Source organism: Fluviicoccus keumensis (genome assembly GCF_004217445.1).
Lineage (GTDB): Bacteria > Pseudomonadota > Gammaproteobacteria > Pseudomonadales > Moraxellaceae > Fluviicoccus > Fluviicoccus keumensis.
The window spans coordinates 429,211-450,200 of record NZ_SHKX01000010.1 but is presented as its reverse complement, the minus strand read 5'-3'; the positions used below and the strand labels follow the sequence as shown (position 1 = coordinate 450,200).

Genomic DNA, 20,990 nt, shown 5'->3' with positions numbered 1-20,990 from the left:
CGTAATGCGAATTATTATCAATAATGATTGGCGCGCCGTCAAGCCTGTAAAATGAACACCCCGACGGCCAGCAGCGTCATCACCGCAGCGATCAGCCACATCGCCCAACGCGGAAAGCCCAGCGCCTCGCCGTCATCGGCCAGTTCCGGCTCACCGGTGAAGCTCGGGTTGGTCACGACCTTCTTTTCCTTAACTTTCGGCGGTTTCGCCACCTTGGCCGACAGGTCCAGATGCACGCTTTGCCCGGCCATCTTCTTGCGGGCGTACTTGGCGATGTCGGCTTCGCGGGAATAACGGGTGGCTTCCCACAGCACCTGATAGGCCGGTTCCAGTTGCGACAGCAACGCGGGCACCACCAGCTGCGGTCCCTTGCCCAGCATTTCGTCGGAAGCACCCAGGAACAGCAGGAAGTGCTTCACCGGCCGGGAGCTGGCGTCGCAGCGTTCCGGATCGAAAAAGGCCAGCGCCAGCGCCGGGCTGCCTTCGTGGAAGACGGCCGCCGCCTTGACGATGCCCGCCTGGCCGATTTCCAGCCCCGGAAAGGCGGATTCCAGGATATCCAGCCACGAGGCCTGGCTGTTGGCCGGGGAGAGCAGGATCTGGTAACCGGCGTCGCTGCCGCAGGTCATCCAGACCAGTTGGCGGTCAACGTCTATCGGGAACTCAGGGCGCGGCATTCTGGTGTACTCGTGACAGGGGGGTGTAATAGAAACGGCGGTTTTCCTGCTTGCCCAGCGCCAGCTTCAGCAGGGCGTCGGCGGCCTTCAGGCTGTGGCCCTGCTCGCGCTGGCTGTCCAGTTCCTTCTGCAGTTCCTCGGCGCGGCCGCTCATCCAGGTTTCGACGCGGGCGAACAACAGGTCAGCCAGCTCGCGGGTGGGGCGGTCGGGCCACTTGGCCAGCCATTGCCGCGCCACGCCGAACAGCGCCTGCAGGGCGCCGCGGTCGGCGCTGCCCGCGAAGATGCGCTTCAGCAGGCCGGAGCGTTCGAAATGCTGCAGCTCCTTTTCCAGCAGCGAGCGCATCGCCAGCGGCGCGATCAGGTCCAGGCCGATGGTCTTGTTGATGTCGAGGATCTTCTGGCCGGTGCCCATCACCGAGGAGAACAGCAGGTAATTCATGCCGAAGGAAGGGCGGCCCGCTTCTTCCAGGCGCTGGCGCAGCGTGTCCAGCTGGTCGTGGGCGTAGCGGTTGACGAAGTCGGAGAAGTCGGCGGCGGTCAGGTTGTTGTCGAACAGGTCTGCCTTGCTCAGCGCCATCACCCACACCACGTCGCGCAGGTGGTGGCCCTTCTTACGGCGACGGCGGCTGTCGGTCTGGCGCAGCAGGTTGGAAATCTCGTTGGTCATGTGCGCCAGATGGGCGCGCAGGTATTTTTCACCGTTGCGGCGCAGTTCCGCGCCGTCGATCACCAGGAAGCAGACCTGGCTGTTGACCATGTGGCGCAGCGATTCGTCGCGCAGCTTCTGTTCCTTCTTGTCCATCGGCTCGCGTTCCCACCACTCGCCGGGATAGTCCAGCCACTGGATCTCCAGCGGCACGCCGTCGCATTCCTGCACGTGCATGTGGAAACGGAAGGCCTTGGCCTGCTTGATGGTGGCTTCGGGGAACTGGCCGCCCACCAGTCCCTGGAACAGCGCATTCAGGCGCTTGGAGTCGGAAGGATCGGGGGCGCTCAGGTAGTACTGGTGCTCCTTCTGCCAGCGGCTGCTGGCCATGTGCCCCAGATAACTGGCCATGAGCGTGGTCTTGCCGCTGCCCCGGCCGCCGAGGAAGGCGATTTTCAGGGTCTGCTGGGGTTTGTTGTTTTTGGCCATGTGCGGGCAACCCGGGGGTAAAAAGGGCGGTAGCGTTGCGGCGCGGGCGTTCAGGCCCCGCGCAAGCCGGTTAATGTGCCGTAGTTGCAGGCGGGTGACAAGGGGCGCGGGGGTCATCCGTTGCTGTCGACTTGGATTTTTAACCTTGCTCCGTTAAGGTCGGGCGCACAACCACGTTTGCAGGACGCCCTCCATGACCTTTTCCGGCCCCGAAACCGATCCCGACGCCCCGGTGGTGACGCGCGCGGAAGCCTTCCGCTTCTGGCTGAAGCTGGGGTTCATCAGTTTTGGCGGCCCGGCCGGACAGATCGCCATCATGCACACCGAGCTGGTGGAGCGCCGCCGCTGGATCAGCGAGAAGCGCTTCCTGCACGCGCTGAATTACTGCATGGTGCTGCCGGGGCCGGAGGCGCAGCAACTGGCTACCTATATCGGCTGGCTGATGCACCGCACCTGGGGCGGGGTGGTGGCGGGGGCGTTGTTCGTGCTGCCGTCGTTGTTCATCCTGATTGCGCTGTCGTGGGTATATATCGCCTTCGGGCACCTGCCGCTGGTGGAAGGCCTGTTCTACGGCATCAAGCCCGCCGTCACGGCGATTGTGTTGCAGGCGGCGCACCGCATCGGCTCGCGGGCGCTGAAGAACAACCTGATGTGGGGCATCGCCGGGGCGGCTTTCGTGGCGATCTTCGCGCTGCAACTGCCGTTTCCGCTGATTGTGGCCGGGGCGGCGCTGACCGGGTATCTGGGCGGCAGGCTGGCGCCGGACAAGTTCCGCGCCGGCGGCGGTCATGGCGCGGCGGACAAGCATTACGGTCCGGCGGTGATTGATGACCACACGCCGACGCCGGAGCACGCCCGTTTCAGTCGCGGCCGGCTGTCGTGGCTGTTGCTGGCGGGTCTGCTGCTGTGGCTGGGGCCGATGGCGCTGCTGTGCGGCTTGTACGGCTGGAACGGCACGCTGACGCAGATGGGCTGGTTCTTCACCAAGGCGGCGCTGCTGACCTTTGGCGGCGCGTACGCGGTGCTGCCGTACGTCTACCAGGGCGCGGTGGGGCATTACGGCTGGCTGACGCCGACGCAGATGATCGACGGACTGGCGCTGGGGGAAACCACGCCGGGGCCGCTGATCATGGTGGTGGCCTTTGTCGGTTTTGTCGGCGGTTATGTCACACAGGTCTTCGGGCCGGAGCAGCAATTCCTGGCCGGGGCGGTGGCGGCGACGCTGGTGACCTGGTTCACCTTCCTGCCGTCGTTCCTGTTCATCCTGATTGGCGGGCCGCTGGTGGAAGCGACGCACAACGACCTGAAATTCACCGCGCCGCTGACAGCGATCACGGCGGCGGTGGTCGGGGTGATCCTGAACCTGGCGTTGTTCTTCGGCTATCACGTGTTGTGGCCGAAGGGCTTTGACGGGGTGTTTGAATGGGCGTCGGCGGTGATTGCGCTGGCGGCGGCGGTGGCCTTGTTAAAATTCAAGCGCGGGGTGATGGAAGTGATCGCGGCGAGTGCGGTGGCGGGGTTGGCGGTGAAGCTGCTGGCGGGTCTGTAGGTCGGGTTTCAACCCGACAACAGCCTCCGATCGAAGGACATTGTCGGGCTGAAGCCGAACCTACAGGGGGATGAAGCCTCAGGGCGCCAGCCGCTCCACCTTCCAGCTATCACCCTCGCGCACATACACCAGCCGGTCATGCAGGCGGCTGGGCCGTCCCTGCCAGAATTCCACCTTTTGCGGAAGCACCCGGTAACCGCCCCAGTGCGCCGGGCGCGGCGGCGTGTCGCCAAATTGCGCCTGTACCGACTTCAGGGTTTCTTCCAGCACTTCGCGGCCGGCAATCACCCGGCTTTGCGGTGAGGCGTGCGCGCCGTAACGGCTGCCCAGCGGCCGTTGCTGGAAGTAGGCGTCGGACTCTTCCGCCGAGACTTTTTCCACCTTGCCCTCAATGCGCACCTGCCGTTGCAGTTCCAGCCACATGAACAGCATGCAGGCCTGCGGGTTGGCGGCCAGTTCCAGCCCCTTGCGCGATTCGTAGTTGGTGAAGAACACGAAGCCCAGGTCGTCGTATTCCTTCAGCAGCAGGGTGCGGGCGCAGGGCATGCCGTGGGCGTCGGCGGTGGCCAGGATCATGGCGTTCGGCTCGGGAATCTCGGCCAGCCGCGCTTCCTCGAACCAGCGGTGGAACTGGTCGAAGGGGTTGGCCTGCAGGTCCTGTTCGTCCAGGCGTTCTTTCATGTAGTCCTGGCGCAGGTGGGCGATGTTGCTTTTCATGGGCGGAAAATCCTTGGAGTTTGTAAGTCATTCTAGCGCTGTGCGCCGGAGGCTCCAATGCTACGGCGCAATTTGTTTCTTTCCGTTTCCCCGCGTTCTGGACTACGCTAAGGGCAGAACAAGAATTACGGATTCCGGCAACATGCAAGGCCTGCGCGGCATGAGGTTCTGGGTGGCATTCTGTCTGCTGGCGTTCCTGCACGGGCTTGCCATGGCGTCGCTTGTGCACGATGTCGCCGACCCGCAGTTGCGGCTGGGTCACGGCCTGCAGGTATTCGAGGACAAGTCGGCGCAACTGGACTGGCAGCACCTGCCGCCCGCCGGAGCGCAATGGCAGACCATAGACCGCGAAATTCCCCATTTCGGCTATTCCAACAGCGCCTTCTGGGTGCAGGCCCGGCTGCACAACGGCGCGGCATCCGTAACCCCGCGTCTGCTGGAAATCGCCTACCCGCTGCTGGATGACATTACCGTCCTGCTGGTGGATGCGGAAGGGCGGGCAGTGCAGCAATACCATTCCGGCGATGCCGAGCCCTTCAGTCACCGGGTGGTGAAGCACCGCTTGTTCCTGTTTCCGCTGACCTTGCAGCCCGGCCAGGATTACCGGCTGCTGGTGCGCGTGGAAAGCACCAGCGGCCTGCAGATTCCGCTGACCTTGTGGGAACCGCACGCCTTTCTCGATCACGACACCAACCGCCAGGCCGCGCTGGGCTTCTTCTACGGCGCCTTGCTGGTGATGGTGTTCTATAACCTGTTCATCTGGCTGTCGATCCGCGAGAAAAGCTACCTGTATTACGTTATCTTCGTGCTGTGCTTCTGCACGCTGCTGGCGACCCTGGACGGTTTCACCTACCAGTACCTGTGGCCCGACGCCGTATGGTGGAACGGGCGATCGGTGGTGGTGACGCTGTGTCTGGCGCTGGGCCTGAGCATGGTGTTCAGCAAGCATTTCCTGCATACCGAGCGCTACAACCCGTTCATGAACCGGCTGCTGTCGGGCTATGCGGTGGTGATGGCGCTGATGACGCTGGGCGGGCTGGTGTTCCCTTACCGCATCATGATCGTGATCACGTTGGTGCTGTCGATGGGCGTGTCGCTGACCGTCATCACCACCGGCATCCTCAACTGGCGGGCGGGCAACCGGGCGGCGCGCTTCTATGTGCTGGCCTGGGCCTGCCTGGCGTTCATGGTGGTGCTGTACGATCTCAGCCAGCTCGGCTTCATTCCCAAGTCCAGCCTGACCAATATCGGCATCCAGATCGGTGAATTCTGCGAGGTGCTGCTGCTGTCCTTCGCGCTGGCCGACCGCATCAATATTGCCCGGCAGGACCGCATGGACGCGCAGGACAAGGCGCTGGCCGAGGAGCGCCGCGCCAATGCCGAGCGCGAGGAACACCTGCGCACCAAGCTGAAGGCGCGCGACGAGGAAATCCGCGCGCGGCAGGCGGTGTACCAGGCGCAGTCGGAAAGCCGGGCGAAAAGCCTGTTCCTGGCGACGATGAGCCACGAGATCCGTACGCCGATGAACGGCGTGCTGGGCATGACCGAGTTGTTGCAGAACACCGACCTCACCCCGCAGCAGCAGCAGTTCGTGCAGGTGATCAGCGGCTCGGGCAAGGCGCTGCTCAACATCATCAACGACATCCTCGATTATTCCAAGATCGAGGCCGGGAAGATGGACATCGAACAGATCGACATGGATCTGGATAACCTGATGCTGGAATGCGCCTCGGTGTTCTCGCTGACGGCGGAGCAGAAACGGCTGGAATTCCTGGCCTTCGTTGACACCGACGTGCCGGTGTTCATCAATTCCGACCCGACGCGCATCCGCCAGATTTTGCTGAACCTGCTGGGCAACGCCTTCAAGTTCACCCAGAAAGGGCAGGTCAGCCTGCGCGTGCACCGGCTGGCGGAAAGCCGGGCGGGGCAGCCGGTGTTGCGTTTCGAGGTGGCGGATACCGGCGTCGGCATGGATGCCGACCAGCAGGCGCGGCTGTTCCATCCCTTCGAGCAGGCCGACAGTTCCACCACGCGCCGCTTTGGCGGCACCGGGCTGGGGCTGAGCATCTGCCACCATCTGGTGGGGTTGCTGGGCGGCGAGATCGGTGTGCGCAGCCGTCCGGGCGAGGGCTCCGCCTTCTGGTTCACGCTGCCGGTGACGCCCGCCAGCCCCGACTTCGTCCATGACCATCTGGTGCCGCTGACGGCGCTGCACGACCTGCGCATCCTGTTCGTGGACGATTCGCCCGACTTCGCCAACATGATGATGGAGCAGGCCGCCGCCTGGGGCATGAAGCCGGACTTCGCCCACAGCGGCGAGGACGCCCTGATCAAATTGCAGGCCGCCGCCGCGCGAGGCGAGCCCTTCGACATCGCCACCCTCGACATGCGCATGCCGGGCATGAGCGGCATGGAGCTGGCGCTGTGGATGACCACCGACCCGGTGCTGATGAAAACGCGCCGCATCCTGCTGACGGCCATGCGCGTCTATCCCGGCAAGGAGGAGCTGGCGCGGGCGGGGTTGAGCCTGGTGATCCAGAAGCCGACCTCGGCCTCGGTGCTGCGCGACGCCCTGCTGAAACTGCTGGGACGGCAGGAGGAATTCCGCTCGGAGACCGACCGCCGCAGCGATCCCGGCCGCTTCCGCGAATGGCTGGGCGGCAAGCATGTGCTGGTGGCCGAGGACAACGCCGTCAACCAGATGGTCATTGTCGGCATGCTGCGCAAGCTGGGCCTGACCAGCGATGTCGCCAACAACGGCCAGGAAGCGCTGGGACTGTACCGGGCCCGGCCCGCCAGCTATGACCTGGTGCTGATGGACTGCGAAATGCCGGAAATGGACGGCTATGCCGCCACCGAGGCGATCCGGCAGCTGGAACGGGAGCGCGGCATTCCGCCGGGGGTGATCGTGGCGCTGACCGCGCACGCCATGCGCGAGCAGCAACAGCAATGCCTGCAATCGGGCATGGACGACTTCCTCACCAAACCGCTGGAGCTGGAACGGCTGAAACAGTTATTGTTGCGGCTGTTCTGGAAGGAGCCGACTGCGCCGCCTTCCGATCTCTAGCCTGCCGGAGGAATTTCCATGCGTCTTCTTCACACCATGCTGCGCGTCGGCGACCTGTCGCGCTCGCTGGCTTTTTACACCCAGGTGCTGGGCATGCGCCTGCTGCGGCAACAGGATTACCCGGAAGGCCGCTTCACGCTGGCCTTTGTCGGTTACGGCGAGGAGCACGACACCACGGTGCTGGAGCTGACCCACAACTGGGATACCGCCGCCTATGAGATCGGTTCCGGTTATGGCCATATCGCCATTGGTGTCGAGGATGTTTATGCCGCCTGCGAGAAGATCCGCGCGGCGGGCGGCAAGATCGTGCGCGAGCCGGGGCCGATGAAGCACGGCTCCACCATCCTGGCCTTTGTGGAAGACCCGGACGGCTACCGCGTCGAGCTGCTGGGGCTGAAGTAAGCGGCGGATGCTGTCACAATAAGCAGCGGGCTTCCGGCCCGCCTTTGCTCATTCCAAGGAATCAAGAACATGAAGCTTCAAATCCTGAAATTGGCCGTGGTGGCCGGTCTGGCGTTTTCCCTGAGCGGTTGCTTCCTGACCAAGCTCGTAACCATGCCGATGCGCGTGGTCGGTTCCACACTCAGCACGGTGGGCGCGGTGACCTCGGTGGTGCCGGGCGTGGGCAACCAGGTGGATGCGACGCTGGAAAAGGGCGATGCCGCCATTGATGAAGCGGCCGATACCGTCGACAAGGTGCCGCTGTAAGCCGGACGGGCGGCTTCAGGCCAGGTCCAGCTTCATCAGCACTTCCACGGCCTGCAGCCGCTTGTTGACCCCCAGCTTGGCGTAGATGTTCTTGGTGTGGGTCTTGATGGTGCTGAGCGAGACGAACAGGCGCTCGGCAATCTCCTGGCTGGTGGCGCCGCGAATCAGGTGGCGCGCCACCTGCTTTTCCTTGCGGCTGAGGCGGAACACGTCGCCGACCATGCCGCACACCGCCAGGCCCGAGGCGTCGGTGCTAACGCTGCCGCCGCCCGTGCCGATCGCCAGCCGCCGTTTCAATCCCGCCGCCATGCCCAGCTCATGGGCCTGCCGCCGCGCACTGGCTGCCGCTTCCGTTTGCCCCAGCGCCGTCAGGGCGTCCGCCTGCGCCAGCCGGATATCGGTCATCGCCAGCCGCAGCCGTCGCGGTTCCGCCAGACTGACAAGACGTTCCAGCAACGCCAGCGCCTCGGCCGCCTGACCGCGCGCCAGCCATACCCTGGCCAGCATCCGGTACTCCGCCTCGCGTTCCGGCAGCAGCGCATCCAGCGGCAACGGCGTTTCTTCCAGCCAGTCTTCCAGCCGGTCGTGCCGACCCTGCAGCAGCCACAGCCCGGCCAGTTCGGCGGAGAGGGCGGGCAGTTCCACCACGAAGCGTCCCGAATAGCGCGCCAGCATGCCTTCCTGTCCCGGCGTCAGGCCGCCGTCCGGCTGACCGGCCAGCACCCGCGTCGTGGCCAGCAGCACCTGTCCCCAGGCATGCACGTACTGCATGAAGGCGGCGGCCGTCATCTCGACGCCGCGCGCCAGCAGGCGTTCCGCTTCGGCCAGATCGCCGTCTTCCAGCGCCAGTTCACCCAGCCCCAGATGCATCATGCCGACGGCGGGCAGCTCCTGCCAGCCCAGCGCCTCGCAATCGGCCAGCGTCTGCGTGTAAACCAGCCGCGCCTGCTGCGGACGTCCCTCGCGGAAATGGGTGCGGCCCAACCCCAGCGCCGCCAGGATCGGCACCATCAGGTTGCGGTTGGCGGCGGTAATGCGGGCGCAGCGCGCGAACAAGGGCTTGGCGGCGGTCAGGTCGCCCTGCACGTAATGACTGAAGGCGAGGGTGACCATGGCGGCATCGTGCAGCACCCGTCCCGGCGGCAGCGAGGCCAGTGCCTCCTGCACCGACGCCCGTACTCCGGCCAGATCGCCCGCCAGACAGCACTGGCACGCGCGGATCAGCGCCAGCTGCCCCCAGCGCGTGCGTTCCGGCGTGCCCGGGGTCGCCTCGCGGTGCGGCCACAACGCGGCGGTGGCGTCGCGCACATGCCGTTCCACCTCGGGCAGGTTGTCCATGGCCAGCACGCCCCAGGCGCAGGTCATCGACAGGCGCGGATGCCGCGCCAGCAGCTCCGGCGGCAAACGCCAGGCCCAGCCCAGCGCCGTCACGAACCGGCCCAGCGAGAACAGGTCGCCGCTGTGTTCTTCCATCAGCGCGGCGGCCTGCTCGAATTCCCCGGCGGCGATGGCGTGCTGCACCGCCTCGGCATACGCGCCCTGCGCGGCATAGGCCCGGCTGGCGCGACGGTGCAATTCCTGCAGCTGCTCCGGGTGCTGTGCCCGCAAGCGGCTTTGCAGCAGCGAGGCGAACAGGTGGTGGTAGCGGTACCACTGGCGGCGATGGTCCAGCCCCACCAGGAACAGGTTGCCGCGCTCCATCTCATCCAGCCGCTCGCGGGCGTTGGCCGCGCCGGTCACGGCCTCGCACAGCGGCGCGGAAAAGCGTTCCAGAATCGAGGTTTGCAGCAGGAAGTCCTGCATCTCCGGACTGCGGCTGCGCAGCACTTCCTCCATCAGGAAATCGGTAATGTGGCGGTCATCGCCCGCGAACTGGCGGATGAACCCGGCTTTGTCGGGATTGTTGTGCAACGACAGCGCCGCCAGCTGCAGGCCGACAATCCAGCCCTCGGTGCGCGATTCCAGCATCGCCAGTTGCGCGGGCGGCAGGTCCAGCTGCATCAGCGAATTGCAGAAGGTGGCGGTTTCCTCGCCGGTAAAGCGCAGGTCATCGGGACGGATTTCGTACAACTGTCCCTGCCCGCGCAGCCTCGCCAGCGAGAACGGCAGCTCGCAGCGCGAGGCCAGCATCAGGAACAAGCGCGGCGGCCGTTGCTCCAGCAGGCAGGCGATGGCGTCATGCACCGTCGGCTCGTGAATCATGTGCAGGTCGTCCAGCACCAGGCACAGCGGCTCCGGCAGGCGGCACAGCGGATTGATCAGCGTGCGCATCAGCCCTGCCACCGACGGCGGCTGGGTATTGGCCAGTCCCTCGGCGGTGGCCTGGCCGAAGCCGGGAAAACAGGTCTGGATGGCGGCGATGAAATGCTGCATGAAGTGCAAGGGGTCGTTGTCGCCGTCGTCCAGCGACAGCCAGGCCGTGGCCGCGCCGCTGTGGCGCGCCCATTCCGCCAGCAGCGTCGTTTTGCCGTAACCGGCGGGGGCGCAGGCCAGGGTAATGCGCGGCAGGCCGTCGGGCGCGCGCAGGCGCGGGCGGTCCAGCAACCGGGGCGGCCGGTCGGGAATGGTCATCTGGGTGGAAAGGATGTCGTCCATAGCCATCACGTTCTTTTCAGGGACCCGTCGTCTGTCCGCCCTGGGCTTGCAGGGGGACGCGCCGGTCCGGGCATTATTGTTGTTATGGTGGTTTTACAGGCTGGTCGCGCCTGTATAACACCGGCAACGCCCGCAGGCTTGCTAAAAAACGACAGGGGTTGGCGCGAATTAACCGGATGGAATGCATGTTTTCTGAACGGAGCGGCAACGGGGGCACATCGGCGACGACGGTGGTGCGGGCAGGATGGAAAGGCATCATCACATCAGGAAATTTCCGGCGGTTCAACAAAAAAAACGGGCGGCCAAGACGGACCGCCCGTTGACATGGGGGTAATGACCGACCCCGGTCAAACGGTTACAGGCCGGCGGCTTGCAGACGGTTGGCGTGGGCGCGGAACACCGACTTCGGGTTGCTCTCGAAGATGTTGACCAGGCCGAAGTAGCCGTTCACCGCATCCAGGTGGTTCATGCCGTAATCGGCGCGAATGACCTTGCCCAGGCGTTGCGAGCAGGTGCTGACCAGACCGTCATTGGCCTCGCCGCTGAAGGCAAAGGCCAGCGACAGGGTGCCGATGCCGGCGTCCAGCGGATCGAGCACGTTGGTCAACTGCTTGGCGCCGCCCCAGGAGTAGTAACGGATGCCGTTCACCGTGTACGCGCCTTCGCCGCAACCGCTGGGCACGCCCGCCGGGTACTTGCTGTTGAACTTGGTCAGGCCGGCCGTGGTCAGGCTGTCCAGCGCCGCCAGGGTGTCTTGGCTCAGGCTGGTGCTGCCGGTGGCGAAGCTGAGGATGGTGGAGAAGGCATTGGCCACGGAAGCGGCAATGGCTTCGGTGACGGTGCCCGCCGGGGCCACCTTGCGCACGATGTCGGCCACGCGGGAGCCCTTGTTAACGCCGTCCACGCTGGTGACGGAGGCAACCAGGTCCGGGCGCACGGCGGCGACATAACGCGAGGTGGGGCTGCCCTGGCTGTGGCCGATCAGGTTGAACTTGGGCGAACCGGACAGCGCCTTGAAGGTCAGCAGCTGGTTCAGCAGTTGTTCACCGCGCACTTCGTTGCTGTTGCCGGCGGAAACGGCGGGGATGTAGACCTTGCCGCCTTCGGCCGTGATGGTGCTGGGCACTTGATAGAAGTAGTCCGCGCCCAGGAAGTTCTTGAAGCCGAAGATGCCGTGCACTAGCACGATCGGGTACTTGGTGGTGGTGTATCCGGCGTTGGCGGCCGGGGCGAAGGCGGCGGTGACGGCCAGCGCGGCGGCGCAGGCGAGCTTGAGGCTGTTTTTCATGGTGTGTCCCTTGATGATGTTGTTGTTATGTCGGTGGACAGCCGGGGGCGTCTGGCCCCGCGTTGGCGCTGTCTCTCGGTGGGCGGAATTTCAGCCAAAAAGGGGGTGGGGCGGTATCGTCCGGGAGGGGGAAAAAGAGGGGGAAAAAAGGGGGGAGGTGGGGGTTAGTGCTTTATAGCGGCCAGCCGGTGGATGAATATGGTTAAAGTGGGCTTCTAAGCTGGGATTCAAATACAGCCCAGGTAGGGGCAATTTCTATAGCTGCCTTAGGCTCCATGCCAATGAAGGGCAGGCACACGACTGAACCTGTCGGTGAGATTGCAAACATTTCACCGCCACCACTCGATGCAAACCCAAAGTAGCCAGAGGCATATTCTGGAACCTGATACTCAGCGTTGAATGGCTCAAGCTCATCAAGTGCCCAAAACTCACAGTAATATGGATTTTCATCAAGCTCACAGAACATTGGTTTGCCAGTGTTCAGGTACTCCCTGAGGCCTCGAAGGGATGTCTGCATATCAGTGTTCCTTGTCCTGCTTTTGGTTGACGATGCTCATCGGTCAGTTTAGTTGGACACCCTAAACCACACTATACCTCGGCGCCTGCGGCAACCACCGCCTTACCAGCGACTCCGCCTGCACCGGCGAATCCTGCTCCAGCTTGCGCGCCAGATGCTGCGCCGCCTTCAGCATGCCCGCATCCCGCACCAGATCCGCCACCCGGAACCCCACCAGCCCCGTCTGCCGCGTGCCCAGCACCTCACCCGGCCCGCGCAATTCCAGATCCTTCTCCGCAATCACAAAACCGTCACTGGTGCTGCGCATGATCGCCAGCCGCTCCTGACCCATCGCCGACAACGGCGCGTGATACAGCAGCACGCAATAACTGACCGCGCTGCCGCGCCCCACGCGCCCGCGCAATTGGTGCAACTGCGACAGTCCCAGCCGTTCGGCGTTCTCGATGATCATCAGCGAGGCGTTGGGCACGTCCACGCCCACTTCAATCACCGTCGTCGCCACCAGCAGATCCAGCTTGCCGTCCTTGAATTCCATCATGATCGACTGCTTTTCCGCCGGTTTCAGGCGGCCGTGCACCAGGCCCAGTTTCAGGTGCGGCAGCAGCATCTGCAACTCGGCGAAGGTGGCTTCGGCAGCCTGCGCTTCCAGCTGCTCGGATTCCTCAATCAGCGTGCATACCCAATAGGCCTGCCGCCCCTGTTCGCAGTTGGCGCGCACGCGGTCGATCACTTCCTCGCGGCGGGTATCGGCCAGCGCCACGGTGGTGACCGGGGTGCGGTTGGGCGGCAGTTCGTCAATCACCGAGGTGTCCAGGTCGCCGTAGGCGCTCATTGCCAGCGTGCGCGGGATGGGGGTGGCGGTCATCACCAATTGATGCGGGCTGTAGCCGGTGGCCAGGCCCTTTTCGCGCAGCGCCAGCCGCTGGTCGACGCCGAAGCGGTGCTGTTCGTCAATGATCACCAGCCCCAGCTTTTCAAACTGCACGCTTTCCTGGAACAGCGCATGCGTGCCGACCACAATGCGCGCTTCGCCGGACTGCACCCGTTCCAGCGACAGCCGCCGTTCCTTCACACCCTGTTTGCCGCTCAGCCAGGCCACCGGCACGCCCAGCGCACAGAACCAGCGGCTGAAGTTGACGAAGTGCTGTTCGGCCAGGATTTCGGTGGGGGCCATCAGCGCCACCTGCCAGCCGCCGGTGACGGCATGGCAGGCGGCCAGCGCGGCGACCACGGTCTTGCCCGCGCCGACGTCGCCCTGCACCAGTCGCAGCATCGGGTGCGGTTTGCGCAGGTCGTTGGCAATCTCGTTCCAGACGCGGTGCTGCGCACCGGTCAGGCGGAAGGCCAGCCGTTCCAGCAGTTGTGCGGCCAATGGAGTTTCAAAGGGCAGGGCCGGGGCTTTTTGCGCGCGGATGTGATGACGGCGCTGCGCCAGGCTGACCTGATGCGCGGCCAGTTCCTCGAAGGCCAGCCGTTGCTGTGCGGGGTGCGTTCCCGACAGCAGTTGCTCGCGCGGGGTGTCGGCGGGCGGGTTATGCACGGTGCGCAGGGCGTCGATCAGGCGGTAGCGCAACTGCACGGCGTCGGGCAGCAGTTCCGGCAGCGATTGCGGACTCAGCAGCGTCAGCGCCTGCGCCACCAGTTGCCGCAGCTTGGCCTGGGTCAGGCCTTCGGTGGTGGGGTAGATCGGGGTCAGGCGGGCAGGCGGCAGCGCTTCGCCGGGCGTTACGCTCTGGTAGTCGGGGTGATAGATTTCCAGGCCGCTGGCGCCAAGGCGCGCTTCGCCGAAGACGCGCATGCGCTGGCCGGGGCGGAAGTGCTGCTTCTGCCCGGCGTAGAAGTGGTAGAAGCGCAGCGTGATCAGGCCGCTGCCGTCGGAGAATTTCACCACGAAGGAGGTGCGTCGGCCGGTGACGACCTCGGCGGCCAGCACGTCGCCTTCCAGCAGGGCGCTGCGGCCGATGGCCAGCCCGGCGATGGGGGTGATGTGGCTGCGGTCTTCGTAGTCGCGCGGCAGGTGGAACAGCAGGTCCTGCACGGTGCTGATGTCCAGCTTCGCCAGTTTCTGCGCCACGGCGTCGCCGACGCCCTTGAGGTGATGCAGGGCGGTATGGGCCAGGACTTCCATCAGACGGACCGGCTGCCGGGCACGGTCAGCGCGGCCAGGCCGTCCAGCAGCGCCTGCACCGCCTGCGGCCGGGGGAAGCGCCGCCGCCAGACGGCGATGATGTCGCGGCCGGGCGCGGGGTTCACGTCGATGGCGCAGAGGCTGTCATTGAGCAGGTAGGGTTCGCCAATGGCGGGGATCAGTGTCAGGCCGAGGCCGTTGGCCACCATGTGCCGCAGCGTTTCCAGCGAATTGCCGTTGGAGAGGCGGGCATGGCTGACCGGGCAGGCGGAGAGGATCTGGTCGCGGAAGCAGTGGCCTTCGCCCAGCATCAGCATCGGCGCGTCGTCCAGTTCGGCGGCGCTGACCTCGGCGCGTTCGGCCCAGGGATGGCGGCGCGGCAGCAGCAGGCGGAAGCTTTCGTGGAACAGGGTGCGGCTGTGCGTTTCCGGCAGGTCTTCGTCGGTGGCGATCAGGATCACGTCCAGTTCCCCGGCGGAGAGCTTTTCGGTCAGGACGTGGGTGTAGTTTTCTTCGAGATAGAGCAGCAGCGCCGGGGCGCTTTCGTGCAGCGCGGGCACCAGCGTCGGGAACAGGTAGGGGGCGACGGTGAAGATGGCCCCGAGGCGCAGCGGCTGGGCGAATTCGTCGCGTTCGGCGCGGGCCATGTCCTTCAGCAGCGCCGCTTCCTGCAACACCCGTTGCGCTTGCGCGACAATGCGTTCCCCGGCGGGCGTCACCAGCACTTCGTGGCGGTGGCGCTCGAACAGGCTGACATCCAGTTCGTCTTCCAGCTTCTTGATGGCGATGCTGAGCGTCGGCTGCGAGACAAAGCAGGCGGCGGCGGCGCGGGCGAAGTGTTTCACCTCCGCCAGCGTGACGAGGTAGCGCAAATCGGTTAGGGTCATGGAGTGGAATGCGTTCCGGTTTTTTCTCACTTTAACATACTGAATTCCGTCAATTTATGGCAAATGTGCTGATTATCGGCTGCGGCGACACCGGCGGTCGTCTCGCGGTGTTGCTGGCCGGGGCCGGGCATGGGGTCACCGGCGTCCGCCGCTCCGCGCACGCCCTGCCGGGCGTGACGATGTTGCAGGCCGACATTACCCGACCGTTCCGGCTGGATATTGCCCCGCCGGATTATGTCTTCATCCTGCTCAGTCCCGGCGAATCCAGCCGCGAGGCTTACGACCGCTGTTTCCTCGGCGGGCTGGAAAACCTGCAGGCGGCGCTGGGCGGGGCCGTGCCGCGCCGGGTGTTCTTCGTGTCGTCGACCAGTGTTTACGGCGAGTCGGCGGGCGAGTGGGTGGATGAGGCGACGCCGCCGCGTCCGGCCGGGTTCAACGGCGAGGTGCTGTTGCAGGCGGAGGCGCGGGCGGCGGCAGCCTGGCCGGCGGTGTCGGTGGTGCGCTTTGCCGGGATTTACGGCGAGGGACGGTTGCGGCTGTTGCGTTGGGTGCAGGCGGGGCGGCCGGTCGACCCGGCGCTGTGGAGCAACCGCATCCATGTGCAGGACGCGGCGCGGCTGCTGGCCTTCCTGCTGGAGCGCGATCTGGCGGAGCAGCCTCTGGAGCCGCTGTATCTGGGGGTGGACGACCTGCCGGTGTTGCAGGCGGAGGTGCTGGACTGGCTGGCAGCGCGGCGCGGACTGCCGCCGGTGCCGCGTCAACCGGCCGGTGACGGCGGGCAGGGGCGGCGGATCAGCAATGGCCGGATCCGGGCGCTGGGTTTCCGTCCGGTGTTTCCGGATTACCGGGCGGGGTATGGTTCCATCGTTGCGTGATGCCCGTCACCTGACGGCTAAAAGGGCTTCCGGTGATCCCCTGAATGCCGCTGTCCTGTCGGAATCCCGCCGCCGGTTGACCGGGATTCCGACTAGAATGTGTACAAACTAAAAATGGCGGTATGACGCCGCGCAGAGGATGTGATGACGGATATTTTCGGCACTTCCGGGGATGACACCCTGACCGGCTCCAGCGGCGCGGATACGCTTTATGGCTATGACGGCAACGACCGGCTGGATGGCCTGGACGGCGCGGATACCCTGATCGGCGGGCTTGGCGACGATATCTACACGGTGGATGCGCTGGATACGGTCCAGGAGCTGGCGGGTGAAGGCACGGATACGGTCGTGACCGCGATCAGCTATACGCTGGGGAGCTTCCTGGAAAATCTGGTGCTGACCGGCACCGATGCCGTCAATGGCACCGGCAACAGTCTGGACAATCAACTGACGGGCAACGATGCGGACAACGTGCTGGATGGCGGAGCGGGGCTGGATACCGTCATCCTGACGGGACGCATGTCGGACTTCGTCTTCAGCGCGGGGCTGACCGGGCAGCTGACGGCTGTGGCGTCCGGCGTTACCGGCGGTACGGATACGCTGCTGAACGTGGAAGTCCTGTCCTTCAACGACAGTACCTGGAAAGTGGACATGACCGTCCTTGGCGTCATGACCATCAACGGCTCTCCTGTTGACGACAGTTTCGATTTTTCATTATCGCAGGCCGCGCTGGTCATTAACGGGGGGTTGGGATCGGATATCCTGACGGGCGGCGGCGGCAACGATTCCCTCTATGGCGGCTCCGGTTCGGATGCGCTGCAGGGCGGCGCCGGCAACGACCTGCTCAGCGGGCTGGACAGCATCACGCAGTCCTCGGACACCCTCGCGGGCGGTGCGGGCGACGATACCTATCTGATCGACGCCAGCGATGTCATCCAGGAGTTTTCCGGCGGCGGTACCGACACCGTGCAGGTGGCGTTTTCCTATACCTTGGTCACGAACGTTGAAAACGGCATCCTGCTGGGCAGCGGCGACCTGTCCCTGATCGGCAACACCCTGAATAACCGGCTGCAGGGCAACAGCGGCGCCAATTATCTGGCCGGGGCGCAGGGCAATGATGTCTATGTGATTGATGCCCTGGATACGGTGTTCGAAAACTTCAACGCTGGCATTGACACGGTCGAGGCGGGGTTCAGCTATACGCTGGGCGACAACGTGGAAAACCTGGTGCTGACCGGAACCGGCAATATCAACGGCACTGGTAATGATCTGGATAACGTCCTGACCGGTAATGCCGGTAGCAATGTACTGGCCGGGGGGCTGGGCAACGATACTTATTACGGCGATGCGGCGGATACGCTGGTGGAAAATGCCGGCGAGGGCGTCGATACCGTCCATGCCGCCCGCAACTACACGCTGCAGGCCAATTTCGAAAATGCCGTGATGGATAGCGGTCTGGCCCTCATGCTGACCGGCAACGAGCTCAACAATGTCCTGACCGGCGGTGACGGGGACAACACCCTGAATGGCGGTCTGGGCGCGGACACGATGGCGGGCGGGGCAGGGAACGACACCTACTATGTCGACAACACCGCGGATGTGGTGCAGGAAGCGGCGAACAGCGGGCAGGATCAGATTTTTTCGTCAGTCTCCCTGATTGCCGCCTCCGGTGTGGAAAACCTGACGTTGACGGGAACGTCGTCGCTGACCGGGGTCGGCAACAGCCTGGACAATCTGCTGACCGGCAATAGCGGCAATAACCGCCTTTCCGGTCAGGATGGCAATGACACCCTGGACGGCGGTGTCGGCCGGGATACGCTGGAAGGCGGTCAGGGGGATGACACGTTCATGGTCGATTCCTCGCTGGACGTGCTGGTCGAACTGGCCGGGGAAGGCTACGACACCGTCTTCGCCGCCGCCGCCATTACCCTGTCGGCGAATATCGAGAAGGTCGTTCTGACCGGAACGGCCACCAATGCGACTGGCAATGCCGTTGATAATCTCCTGATCGGCAATGCGTCGGCGAATTCCCTGAACGGCCTGTCCGGCAACGACACGCTGGACGGCGGCTTGGGCAACGACACCTATTTCGTGGATTCGGCGGGCGATGTTGTCATAGAACAGCCAGACGCTGGTGTGGATCGGGTGTACTCGGTATTGAGTTATACCTTGGGATCAAATCTGGAGGCCTTGACGCTTCAGGGGTCTGGTGACATCAACGGAACCGGTAACGCCTTGTCAAACACTGTGTACGGGAATGGAGGGAATAACATTTTAACGGGGTTTGAGGGAGATGATACCCTGAATGGAATGGAGGGTAATGACACCATGGATGGAGGCCTGGGTAATGATACCTATTATGTTGACTCGGTTGGTGATGTGGTTATAGAACAAACCGGGGGTGGTGCTGATCGTGTTTACTCCCTGTTGAGTTATACATTGGGAGCGAATCTTGAAACCTTGTCCCTGCAAGGTACTGCTAATATCAACGGGCAGGGGAATAGTTTGTCGAATGTTATCTATGGGAATGCTGGAGATAACCTGCTTTCCGGGCTGGATGGCGACGACACATTGAATGGGCAGGCCGGCAACGACACGCTGGACGGCGGCCTGGGGAATGATAGCTATTATGTTGATTCAGCTGGAGATGTTGTGATTGAGCAGGTAGGTTCTGGCACGGATGTAGTCTATAGTTCCCTGAGTTATACTCTACCCGCAAATGTTGAGGTGTTGTATTTGCAAGGCAGAGCTGATCTTGGCGGAATGGGGAATGAAACTTCCAATATTCTCTATGGAAATGCCGGAAATAATCAGTTGTTTGGTCTGGATGGTAATGACACTTTGTTTGGTCTTGCGGGAAATGACAGCCTGTATGGTGGAAATGGTAATGATACATATTATATTGATTCGGTGGGTGATCTGATAGTGGAGCAGGTTGGTTCAGGCTATGACTGGGTTTATAGCCAGGTTGGCTACACTCTTGCAGATAATGTTGAGGGCTTGGTGTTGCAGGGCGCTTCTGATCTGAGCGGTGTGGGTAATCAACTTTCAAACATTATTACCGGAAATAAGGCTAATAATGTCTTGATAGGTCTGGATGGCAACGACACCCTAAATGGCATGGAGGGGGCAGACACCCTGGATGGAGGCATAGGGAATGATACATATTATGTGGATTCTTCGGGTGATGTTGTAATAGAGATGCTTGATGCCGGCATTGACCGCATATATACGTCAATTAGCTATAGCTTAGGGGAGAACCTGGAGAATCTTATTTTTCTGGGCACCGCTAATTTGACCGGTGATGGAAATGAACTCTCAAACTCCATCACAGGTAATGACGGCGACAACATCTTAACTGGATTTGCAGGCAATGATACTTTGAACGGCCTGTCTGGCAACGATACGATGGATGGCGGCCTGGGCAACGACACCTATTTCGTGGATTCGGCGGGCGATGTTGTCATAGAACAGCCAGACGCTGGTGTGGATCGGGTGTACTCGGTATTGAGTTATACCTTGGGATCAAATCTGGAGGCCTTGACGCTTCAGGGGTCTGGTGACATCAACGGAACCGGTAACGCCTTGTCAAACACTGTGTACGGGAATGGAGGGAATAACATTTTAACGGGGTTTGAGGGAGATGATACCCTGAATGGAATGGAGGGTAATGACACCATGGATGGAGGCCTGGGTAATGATACCTATTATGTTGACTCGGTTGGTGATGTGGTTATAGAACAAACCGGGGGTGGTGCTGATCGTGTTTACTCCCTGTTGAGTTATACGTTGGGAGCGAATCTTGAAACCTTGTCCCTGCAAGGTACTGCTAATATCAACGGGCAGGGGAATAGTTTGTCGAATGTTATCTATGGGAATGCTGGAGATAACCTGCTTTCCGGGCTGGATGGCGACGACACATTGAATGGGCAGGCCGGCAACGACACGCTGGACGGCGGCCTGGGCAACGACGCCTTGATCGGCGGCGCGGGCAATGACACCTATCTCCTGCGTCGCGGCGATGGCGTGGACACGGTGACGGATACGGACGCAACGGCGGGCAACAGCGACCTGCTGTGGTTCAACGACGGCACGGTGGCCCATGACCAGATCTGGCTGCGGCATGTGGGTAACGACCTGGAGGTGAGCCTGCTGGGCGGAACGACGAAGGCGGTGGTGAAGGGATGGTACGCCTCGGCGGACAACCGGGTGGAGACGATCCGCGCCGGTGACGGCCTGAGCCTGTCATCATCGTCGGTGGAGAATCTGGTGAGCGCGATGTCGTCGTTCGGCAGCCGCCCGGGAGGCTCGACCAGCCTGACGACAGCGGAGCATGCGGCGCTGGATAGCGTGATTGCCGCCAACTGGAGTTGACGGTTACGGCCATGAAAAAGCCCGGCATCAAGCCGGGCTTTTTCATGGCGTCCGCCGGGGCATTCAGCCGCCCAGCACCACCACGCCGTCCATTTCCACCAGCGCGCCGCGCGGCAGCGAGGCGACGCCGACGGCGGCGCGGGCCGGATAGGGCTGCACGAAGTAACGCGCCATGATTTCATTGACCAGCGCGAAATTGCCCAGATCGGTCAGGAAGATGTTCAGCTTGACGATGTCCTTCAGGCCGCCGCCGGAGGCTTCACACACCGCCTTCAGGTTGTCGAACACCTGCACGATCTGGGCTTCAATGCCCTCGCGCAGCTGCATGGTCTGCGGGTCCAGCGCGATCTGGCCGGACAGGTAGACGGTGTCGCCGGTGCGCACGGCTTGCGAATAGGTGCCGATGGCGGCCGGGGCGTGGGGGGTGCTGATGATGAGGCGGGACATGGCGGCTCCTGGGAAAGCGGGTT

General features: G+C 63.4%; 15 protein-coding genes. 6 read left to right on the top strand and 9 right to left on the bottom strand.

The features are described from left to right. Positions 1-38 precede the first annotated feature (38 nt). Positions 39-677 carry a hypothetical protein gene (locus tag EV700_RS03080; protein WP_130410877.1) on the bottom strand — a complete coding sequence of 213 codons (639 nt, stop codon included), beginning with the start codon at positions 675-677 and terminating at the stop codon, positions 39-41. Further along, positions 664-1,815, bottom strand: coding sequence for a TRAFAC clade GTPase domain-containing protein (locus tag EV700_RS03075; protein ID WP_130410876.1), 1,152 nt, complete (start codon positions 1,813-1,815; stop codon positions 664-666). The genes EV700_RS03080 and EV700_RS03075 overlap by 14 nt, the downstream gene beginning before the upstream one ends. A 193-nt stretch (positions 1,816-2,008) precedes the next feature. On the opposite strand from EV700_RS03075, the gene chrA reads away from it, so the two are divergent. Next, positions 2,009-3,364 (top strand): chromate efflux transporter, encoded by a 1,356-nt coding sequence (gene chrA, locus EV700_RS03070; protein WP_130410875.1) that lies wholly within the window; start codon positions 2,009-2,011, stop codon positions 3,362-3,364. Between the two features lie 78 nt (positions 3,365-3,442). Here chrA and pdxH read toward each other — a convergent pair whose 3' ends face one another. Beyond that, a complete protein-coding gene (gene pdxH, locus EV700_RS03065) occupies positions 3,443-4,081 on the bottom strand; it encodes a pyridoxamine 5'-phosphate oxidase (RefSeq protein ID WP_130410874.1) in 639 nt (212 codons plus the stop codon). Between the two features lie 142 nt (positions 4,082-4,223). Here pdxH and EV700_RS03060 point away from each other — a divergent pair, with 142 nt between their 5' ends. The 3 genes from EV700_RS03060 (at position 4,224) to EV700_RS03050 (ending at position 7,856) form a co-directional block, all read left to right on the top strand. Beyond that, positions 4,224-7,148 carry a hybrid sensor histidine kinase/response regulator gene (locus EV700_RS03060; protein WP_165391307.1) on the top strand — a complete coding sequence of 975 codons (2,925 nt, stop codon included), beginning with the start codon at positions 4,224-4,226 and terminating at the stop codon, positions 7,146-7,148. 18 nt (positions 7,149-7,166) lie between these two features. Further along, positions 7,167-7,550 carry a lactoylglutathione lyase gene (gene gloA, locus EV700_RS03055; protein ID WP_130410872.1) on the top strand — a complete coding sequence of 128 codons (384 nt, stop codon included), beginning with the start codon at positions 7,167-7,169 and terminating at the stop codon, positions 7,548-7,550. Between the two features lie 69 nt (positions 7,551-7,619). Then, entirely contained in the window at positions 7,620-7,856 is a 237-nt protein-coding gene (locus EV700_RS03050) for a DUF6726 family protein (RefSeq protein WP_130410871.1), read from the top strand. Between the two features lie 15 nt (positions 7,857-7,871). Here EV700_RS03050 and EV700_RS03045 read toward each other — a convergent pair whose 3' ends face one another. The 5 genes from EV700_RS03045 to EV700_RS03025 form a co-directional block, all read right to left on the bottom strand. Continuing rightward, complete coding sequence (locus EV700_RS03045) at positions 7,872-10,451, bottom strand: winged helix-turn-helix domain-containing protein (RefSeq protein WP_130410870.1); 2,580 nt, start codon at positions 10,449-10,451, stop codon at positions 7,872-7,874. Positions 10,452-10,806: 355 nt separating this feature from the next. Continuing rightward, the gene (locus tag EV700_RS03040) at positions 10,807-11,739 is read right to left on the bottom strand and encodes an esterase/lipase family protein (RefSeq protein WP_130410869.1); all 933 of its coding nucleotides are present in this window, start codon (positions 11,737-11,739) and stop codon (positions 10,807-10,809) included. 202 nt (positions 11,740-11,941) lie between these two features. Continuing rightward, on the bottom strand, positions 11,942-12,256 hold the full coding sequence (locus tag EV700_RS03035) for an SMI1/KNR4 family protein (protein WP_130410868.1): 315 nt from the start codon (positions 12,254-12,256) through the stop codon (positions 11,942-11,944). 61 nt (positions 12,257-12,317) lie between these two features. Beyond that, positions 12,318-14,384: an ATP-dependent DNA helicase RecG gene (gene recG / locus EV700_RS03030; protein WP_130410867.1), complete on the bottom strand. Its 2,067-nt coding sequence runs from the start codon at positions 14,382-14,384 to the stop codon at positions 12,318-12,320. Next, a complete protein-coding gene (locus EV700_RS03025; RefSeq protein ID WP_130410866.1) occupies positions 14,384-15,271 on the bottom strand; it encodes a LysR substrate-binding domain-containing protein in 888 nt (295 codons plus the stop codon). The genes recG and EV700_RS03025 overlap by 1 nt, the downstream gene beginning before the upstream one ends. A 56-nt stretch (positions 15,272-15,327) precedes the next feature. On the opposite strand from EV700_RS03025, the gene EV700_RS03020 reads away from it, so the two are divergent. Beyond that, positions 15,328-16,146 carry an SDR family oxidoreductase gene (locus tag EV700_RS03020; RefSeq protein ID WP_130410865.1) on the top strand — a complete coding sequence of 273 codons (819 nt, stop codon included), beginning with the start codon at positions 15,328-15,330 and terminating at the stop codon, positions 16,144-16,146. Between the two features lie 144 nt (positions 16,147-16,290). Continuing rightward, on the top strand, positions 16,291-20,520 hold the full coding sequence (locus EV700_RS03015; RefSeq protein ID WP_130410864.1) for a beta strand repeat-containing protein: 4,230 nt from the start codon (positions 16,291-16,293) through the stop codon (positions 20,518-20,520). A 63-nt stretch (positions 20,521-20,583) separates the two neighbouring features. On the opposite strand, the gene EV700_RS03010 is transcribed toward EV700_RS03015, so the two are convergent. Beyond that, the gene (locus EV700_RS03010) at positions 20,584-20,967 is read right to left on the bottom strand and encodes a RidA family protein (RefSeq protein WP_130410863.1); all 384 of its coding nucleotides are present in this window, start codon (positions 20,965-20,967) and stop codon (positions 20,584-20,586) included. Between the last annotated feature and the right edge of the window lie 23 nt (positions 20,968-20,990).